Origin of the sequence: Streptomyces sp. NPDC006551 (genome assembly GCF_040611675.1) — a bacterium.
Lineage (GTDB): Bacteria > Actinomycetota > Actinomycetes > Streptomycetales > Streptomycetaceae > Streptomyces.
Genome location: NZ_JBEXOT010000062.1, coordinates 25,512 through 32,410, shown reverse-complemented (window position 1 = coordinate 32,410; position 6,899 = coordinate 25,512). Strand labels below are relative to the sequence as shown.

Below are 6,899 nucleotides of genomic sequence, written 5' to 3'. Positions count from 1 at the left end.
ACTGCCAGGTGACGTCGCCCACCGGGAAGGTGCCGTGCGCGAACTGCCGGTACCAGTACTGGTAGAGCACATGGACCTCGCGGCCCACGCCGCCGCTGCCGCGGCCGCCGCCCCGGTGGCCGAGACGGTCGAGCCGGTCGAGGAGCCGAAGAAGACTCCCCGCCGTCGCACGGCGAAGAAGGCCGTCGCCGAGGTCACCGAGACCGTCGAGCCGGCCCCCGCGGCCGCCGACGCCGTCGAGGAGGCCCCCAAGGCCCCTCGTCGCCGCGTGACGAAGAAGGCCGCCGCGCCGGTCGAGACCGCCGAGGCCGCCGAGGTTGTCGAGGAGGCCCCCAAGGCTCCCCGTCGCCGTGCGGCCAAGAAGGCCGTCGTCGCCGAGGCCCCCGACGCCTCGGAGCCGAAGACCGCCCCGCGCCGCCGTACGACCAAGAAGGCCGCCGCTCCGGCGGAGGCCCCCGAGGCGACGGCCGAGGCCCCCAAGGCCCCGCGCCGCCGCGCGACGAAGAAGGCCGCGGCCGCCCAGCCCGAGAGCTGACGGCTTCGCCGTATGCGTGACGCAGCGGCCCGGTCCCTCCCCAGGGACCGGGCCGCTGCGTCGTTCTCCGTACGGGAGCGGTCAGCCGATGAGCACCGCCACGGTTCCGACGACGACCCGGTGGTCGGAGCACTTGGTCGGGTCCGTGGTCCCCTCCGGCGGGTTGGCGACGGCGCAGCCGGTGGCGATGGCCAGCGAGTCCGCGCTGTAGGGCCCGGCGATACGGCTCTCACGGGCGAAGATGTGGTCGATCTTCGCGTTGCCGCCGCACGGCGGCGCCGCCCCGGGGGTGCCCTCGGCCGTCCACTCGCCGTAGCCCGGGCAGTACGTGGCGTCCGCGTCGTCGAGCTCACGGTGGGCGCCCGTGTTGCTCGGGTTGTTCCCGGTGTCGGCGGACGGTGCGTAGTACCCGTTGAGCCGGCTGTAGTGCGGCTGCGCGTTGAAGTCGCCCGCGACGAGGTAGGTCTCACCCGCGGTGTCGAAGCCGTCGAGGATCGTACGGACCGCGTTGAGCTGGCGGACGTTGTCCGCCTCGGTCTGCCCCTCCTGGACGATGTTGCTCGTCGTGATGTGCACGGTGCAGAACTTCATGCGCGTCTGCGCGGCCTGCGGTGCGCAGAGCATCTTCCTGGGTTCGGCGTTCTTGAGCCCGCCGCTCTCGGTCTTCTCCACGGCCTGCGGCAGCAGGTACTGGCGCGAGGTGCCGAGCGCCTTCTTGCTGAAGAGCGCGTTGCCGAACGACGACTGGCCGTCACAGAGACCGGTCTTCGGGGCCAGCGTCTCGGCGAAGCGCGCGAAGTTGCCCGTGTCCTCGGGCCAGCCGGCCGCGACCAGGCCCTCCTGGATCGCCTTGTACTGGTTGAAGCAGAGCTCGTTGAACGACGCGAAGTCCGCGCCGCGGTAGCGGATGGACGAGACGGCCGCCTCGACGAAGCCGTCGGTGGTCGAGCCCCTGTGCATGACGTTGCCGGCGACGTTCCAGTTCCACACCGTGTACGTCGCGGTGGTGCTCGCCGCCGAGGCCGGTGCGGCCCCCGTCAGCACCAGACCGAAGAGTGACAGGACGACCGTCAGCCGTCGTTGCCAGCGCTTCACATTCCCTCCCCTGTTCGAAAAGGATCACCCTAGCCGGGCACCCCTCCGAACGGCCCCGATCTGCGGATACAGTCCCTTCATGAGCAAGCCCCGGTCCCTGGAGCCGCCACCCCGCACCCGTGCCTACCGGCTGGTGACGGCGCGCGGCGGCTTCGCCGTACTGGACACCGCGCCCGCCGGTGAGGCTCGCGGGACGGTGCTGCTGCTGCCCGGTTACACCGGCAGCAAGGAGGACTTCCTCGCGCTGCTCGGACCGCTGAGCGACGCCGGTTACCGCGCGGTGGCCGTGGACGGCCGGGGGCAGCACGAGACTCCGGGACCGCGCCACCGGTCCGCGTACAGCAGGCGGGCGCTGGCGCTGGACGCCGTCGCGCAGGCGGTGGCGCTCGGCGACGGTCCGGTGCATCTGCTCGGGCACTCGTTCGGCGGTCTGGTCGCCCGCTCGGCGGCCTGGCTGGCGCCGGAGGTGTTCCGGTCGCTCACGCTGCTCTCCTCGGGGCCCGGCCGGGTCGCCCGGCCCCAGCGTGTCCGGGTGCGGGTGCTGCGGGGCGCGCTGGCCCTGCTGCCCAAGGAGCGGGTGTGGCTGGCCACGCGGTGGCTGGACAGCCGCGGCGAGGCGCCCGGCTTCACCGACCCCCCGGAGATCGTGCTGTTCCTGCGTCGTCGCTGGATGCGCACGAGGGTCATCCAACTCTCGGCGGCGGGGCGGCTGTTGCGTCGCGGCCGGGACGGTACGGCCCAGCTCGCGCAGCTCACGGTCCCGCTGCACATCGCGTACGGGGACGGCGAGATGGTCTGGTCGGTGGCCGAACTCGCGGCCGCCGCACGCACGACCGGCGCCCATCACACGGTCGTGGTGGGCGCGGGCCACTCCCCCAACGTGTCGCACCCCCAAGAGCTGGCCGATCGGCTGACCGCGTTCTGGGAGCGCTGCGGGTAGCGGTCAGAACTGGCCCTGGAGGTGCTGCCAGAACCCGTCGCGCAACGCCCTGCGCAGGGCGGCGTGTCCGCGCAGGGAGCGGCTGAGCAGCTTCTCCGCCTCGATCAGGAGGTCCTGGTCGACCGGCCCGGGGAGATACGGCTGTCCGGGCAGCAGCTCGGCCATCGCGGCGCGGCCCCGCTCGCCGAGCCATGTGGCGGCGATCTGCGCGCCGATGAAACGGACCTCGTCGCGCGAGGGCGGCGGCTCGCCCTCGTTCTCGTACGTCGTGACCGGTCGGCGGGTCACGTACGGGCGGCAGAAGTCCAGGTCGAAGGTGCGCCGGCTGTCGACCTCCCAGAGCAGTGGCTCGGCCTGGTTGCGCCCTTCGGCGGCCTCGATGCCCCAGAGGTGGACCCGGGCGCCGTAGCCCTGGGCGGCCTCCACGGCCGAGACGAGGTCCTCGTCGCCGCCGACGAGGGCGGCGTCGCTGATGGCGCGGTGGCGGGCCAGCGACTCCAGGTCGGAGCGGATGAGGGAGTCGACGCCCTTCTGCTGGTTGTTGGAGTTGAGGTTGCCGAGGCGGACCTTGACGTCGGGAAGCTCGGCGATCGACTGCTGCTCGGGCGTGTGGATACGGCGCCGGGCGCCGTCGTACCAGTACACGCGCAGCAGCCGGCTGTCCGCGAAGATCGTGCGGGCCTTGTCGATGAAGGCCTCGATCAGGCCCTCGGCGTCGAGGTCGAAGGAGCGCCGGTCCTCGGTGCCCGCGATCAGCAACCCGGCCGCAGCATAGACGTAACCCGCGTCGACGAAGATGGCGTGGGTAGAAGGAGTCTTGGCCACTTCGGCCAGCATCCGGGTGAGGAGCTCATTGGTGCGCTCCAGGCGGGCACCGAGTGCGTGGACCGGCTCGTCCGGCGTCTGAGGGATCTCTGCGTCGTTCATACGGGCCTCATTGTCCGCCGGTTCCCGGTCGCCCCGCCACTGTCCCTTACCAGTCAGTAGTTAGACATCCGAAAAATTTCCTTAGCGTAGGGAATGTTTGCAGGATGCACACCGTTGAACCGTACGTCACCACAGTTCTCCACCCAGGAGGATCAACTCAGACGAAGGGAGAAGCCCATGCGCTTCGAAATCCTGCGACTCGACGACATCGACGGCACGCCCGTCGATCGGACCGTCGTGGACGCCGCCTCCGTCAACCGGATCGTGCAGCAGGCCGCATCGATCGGCCAGCGCATCTGGATCCGCCCGGCCGAGACCTCGGCCTCGTAACGCCGTAGGGCACCCACTCAAGCACCGCGCCCCCGCATGGACTCCGTGGAACGGAATCCGTACGGGGGCGCAGTGATGTACGGGTGTACGGGGGGTGGGCTCAGGCGCCCTGGATGACCTGGGTGACGCCGTTGATGATCTGCTGCACGGCGATGGCCGACAGCATCATGCCGGCGAGCCGGGTCACGAGCACGACGCCGCCGTCCTTGATGACACGGATGATCAGCAGCGAGTAGCGCATGGTCAGCCACAGCACCACGTGCATGGCGACGATCGCCGACCAGACGGAGACCTGCCCGCCGACGCCTTCGGCGTGCTGGACGGCGAGGATCACGGACACGATCGCGCCGGGCCCGGCGAGCAGCGGCATGCCGAGGGGGACGAGGGCGACGTTGACGTCCTTCGTCTGCTTCGGCTCGTCGGTCTTGCCGGTGAGCAGATCGAGCGCGATGAGCAGCAGGAGGAGGCCGCCCGCGATCATCAGCGCGGGAACGGACACATGGAGGTACGCGAGGATCTGCTGCCCCAGGATGCCGAAGACGGTGATGACACCGAAGGCGACGGCGACGGCCTGCCAGGCCATACGGCGCTGGACCTTGGCCGGGCGTCCGGAGGTGAGGGCGAGGAAGATCGGGGTGATCCCGGGGGGATCCATGATCACAAAGAGGGTCAGAAAGAGCGAGCCGAAGACGGCGACGTCGAACACGGTGAGCCTTGCGTATGGGGGTGTACGAGGGGTGTGGGGCGCCGGGGCGCCCGTTGGTCGGGGAGGGGTCAGAGCGACGGGCCGTGTGCGGCCCGGGTCCTGCCCGGGGTGGAGGGAGGGTCGTGAGGCGGCTGGGTCCTGTCCGCCTTGGCGGCTGGGGTCGTGAGGCGGCCGGGCCCGTCGCCGGAGGGCGCCGTGCGGCCGCGACGAAGACACCCGGCAGCGGGCCACCCCAGGCACCGCACGGGCTGTCCGTTCGGGGCGGGGGAAAGCGGTCGTCCGGGCGCGCCGATCGGGTCCGCCGGATCGGCGGTCCCACCAGGGGGACCTGGTCCCGCACGCGGCGGCCGGCCGGTCACGGCCCGGCGGATCCGGTCACCGGTCCCACCCGGGGCGGGGCCGCCCCTCAGGGACCGGGACCCGCTCGCCATGCCACGGAGTCCCGCCGCCTCAGGGCCGGACAGCCCTGGACGGGTCCGTCCGAGCCACGGGGGCTGAACGGTTCCGCCGCGACTCAGGGCCGGACCGGCCCTAGGCTGTTCCGCCCGTGCCCGGGACCGGGAAGGCTCCGGTGGCGCGGCGGGTGATCTCGCCGTAGATCTCGGGGTCGGTGGTGTACTCGCCGAGTGCGCACGTCTTGCGGGTTCCGTGGTAGTCGCTGGAGCCCGTGGTGAGCAGTCCCAGCTCCTTCGCCAGCCCGCGCAGCCGCGCCCGCGTCGCCTCGTCGTGGTCCATGTGGTCGACCTCGATGCCGTCGAGACCCGCCTCCGCGAGCCGGGCTATCGCGGCCTCCGGCACGACCTCGCCGCGCTTGACGGCGAGCGGGTGGGCGAAGACGGTGACCCCGCCGGCCGCCTTGACCAGGCGGATCGCGTCGAACGGGTCCAGCTCGTGCTTCTCGACGTACGCCCGTCCGCCGTCGGCGAGCCACTGCGGCGTGAACGCGCCGGACACGTCCGCTACGACGCCGAGCTCGACCAGCGCCTCCGCGACGTGCGGGCGGCCGACCGAGCCGTCCCCGGCGATCCGGGCGACCTGCTCCCACGTGACGGGGACGCCCAGTTCCTGGAGCTTGCCGACCATGGCCCGTGCGCGCGGCACCCGGTCGTCGCGGACGAGCTCCCGCTCGGCGGCCAGCGCGGGCTCGTCGGGATCGAAGAGGTACGCCAGCATGTGCAGACCGACACCGTCGATCCGGCACGACAGCTCGGCGCCGGTCACCAGGGTCAGCCCCTGGGGGAGCGCGGCGATCGCCTCGGCGTGACCGCGGGTGGTGTCGTGGTCGGTGAGAGCGACGACGTCGAGCCCGGCGGCGGCCGCGTGGCGGACCAGCTCGGCCGGGGTGTCCGTACCGTCCGACGCCGTGGAGTGGGTGTGCAGGTCGATGCGCACGACGCGGTACTCCGGAGGGCTCGGGGCGGACGAGGGGGACGCTTCAGCATAACGGGCGAATCGAACACCCGGGCCCGCGGGCCTTCCTGGCGAGGGCAGGCCGAGGCGAGCGGACCGGGCGTCCGCACTCCCGCCCACCGGCACCCCCGGTACACCGCTACGTGAGCAGCCTCGGTGTCAGCGCGCCGCACGGCAGGAGCTCCACCTCCGCACCCGCGTCCCGCAGGTCCGTCAGCACCAGCTCGTCGTACATCAGCAGTCCGGACTGCTCGGGCCAGACGATCGCCCACAGCCAAAGCCCCCGCGCCTCTCCGGCGAACACCGCGCGGTCGTGCGGGGCGCCGTTCACATGCCACAGCGGAGTCGGACGGCCGGCGGCGAGGACCTTCGTCTGGGCCGGTTTGTCGATGGACATGCCCGGACCGGGGTCGGGCCCGTCGATCCCCGCGTACCGGGCGCCGAGGCCGACGCCGAGCTCCTCGGCGATCAGCAGCAGCTCGCCGAGCCCGCCGAGCGGCCCGGGGCCGGAGCAGGCGACCGCCGTGGCGCGTCCGCCGCTGCGGTCGTCACCGGCGTACGCGACCCCGGTGAAGAGCCATCCGACCGGCAGGGGCCACGGCATCCACACCGGTACCTCGGCCCGGTGCACCACGACACCGAGGGCCTCGACGCTGGGCGGGATCACGGGTTGCAGCGGGTGCACGAAGCCATGCACGGCGCACTGCCAGGAGTCGGCAAAAAGTCCGGGCGCCCTGACCCGGCCACCGCACTTCGGGCAACTGGGTTCGCCCCTCATAGAGCCCAACGGTCCTACCCCTGCGCGCCCGCGTCAAGGACGATCACCCGTCCGGCTCGACCGGTTCACCCCGCGTCAAGGACGATCACCCGTCCGGCCCGGCGGGTTCACCCCCAGTCATGGGCCCGCTCCGCGTTCGCGAGGCGGGCCGGCGCCCTCGCCCCCACGGGGTCCGCCC

General features: G+C 72.2%; 7 protein-coding genes and 1 pseudogene. 3 read left to right on the top strand and 5 right to left on the bottom strand.

The genetic code is table 11. The features are described from left to right. A pseudogene (locus ABZY12_RS32170) lies at nucleotides 1-535 on the top strand (DEAD/DEAH box helicase); the annotation flags it as partial. 81 nt (nucleotides 536-616) lie between these two features. Here the strand turns inward: ABZY12_RS32170 and ABZY12_RS32165 are convergent. Beyond that, nucleotides 617-1,630, bottom strand: a complete 1,014-nt coding sequence (locus tag ABZY12_RS32165; protein ID WP_356896607.1) for an endonuclease/exonuclease/phosphatase family protein — start codon at nucleotides 1,628-1,630, stop codon at nucleotides 617-619. Nucleotides 1,631-1,709: 79 nt separating this feature from the next. Here ABZY12_RS32165 and ABZY12_RS32160 point away from each other — a divergent pair, with 79 nt between their 5' ends. Next, entirely contained in the window at nucleotides 1,710-2,570 is an 861-nt protein-coding gene (locus tag ABZY12_RS32160; protein ID WP_356896605.1) for an alpha/beta hydrolase, read from the top strand. 3 nt (nucleotides 2,571-2,573) lie between these two features. Here the strand turns inward: ABZY12_RS32160 and ABZY12_RS32155 are convergent, their stop codons facing one another. Then, entirely contained in the window at nucleotides 2,574-3,497 is a 924-nt protein-coding gene (locus ABZY12_RS32155) for an NYN domain-containing protein (RefSeq protein ID WP_356896603.1), read from the bottom strand. Nucleotides 3,498-3,674: 177 nt separating this feature from the next. On the opposite strand from ABZY12_RS32155, the gene ABZY12_RS32150 reads away from it, so the two are divergent. After that, nucleotides 3,675-3,827, top strand: a complete 153-nt coding sequence (locus tag ABZY12_RS32150; protein ID WP_086024648.1) for a hypothetical protein — start codon at nucleotides 3,675-3,677, stop codon at nucleotides 3,825-3,827. A gap of 100 nt (nucleotides 3,828-3,927) precedes the next feature. On the opposite strand, the gene ABZY12_RS32145 is transcribed toward ABZY12_RS32150, so the two are convergent. The 3 genes from ABZY12_RS32145 to ABZY12_RS32135 all read right to left on the bottom strand — a co-directional run bounded on the left by ABZY12_RS32145 (nucleotide 3,928) and on the right by ABZY12_RS32135 (nucleotide 6,721). Next, on the bottom strand, nucleotides 3,928-4,533 hold the full coding sequence (locus tag ABZY12_RS32145) for a MarC family protein (RefSeq protein ID WP_356896601.1): 606 nt from the start codon (nucleotides 4,531-4,533) through the stop codon (nucleotides 3,928-3,930). A gap of 531 nt (nucleotides 4,534-5,064) precedes the next feature. Further along, nucleotides 5,065-5,925, bottom strand: coding sequence for a PHP domain-containing protein (locus ABZY12_RS32140; RefSeq protein WP_356896599.1), 861 nt, complete (start codon nucleotides 5,923-5,925; stop codon nucleotides 5,065-5,067). Nucleotides 5,926-6,082: 157 nt separating this feature from the next. After that, the gene (locus ABZY12_RS32135) at nucleotides 6,083-6,721 is read right to left on the bottom strand and encodes a DUF6758 family protein (RefSeq protein ID WP_356896597.1); all 639 of its coding nucleotides are present in this window, start codon (nucleotides 6,719-6,721) and stop codon (nucleotides 6,083-6,085) included. Nucleotides 6,722-6,899 lie beyond the last annotated feature (178 nt).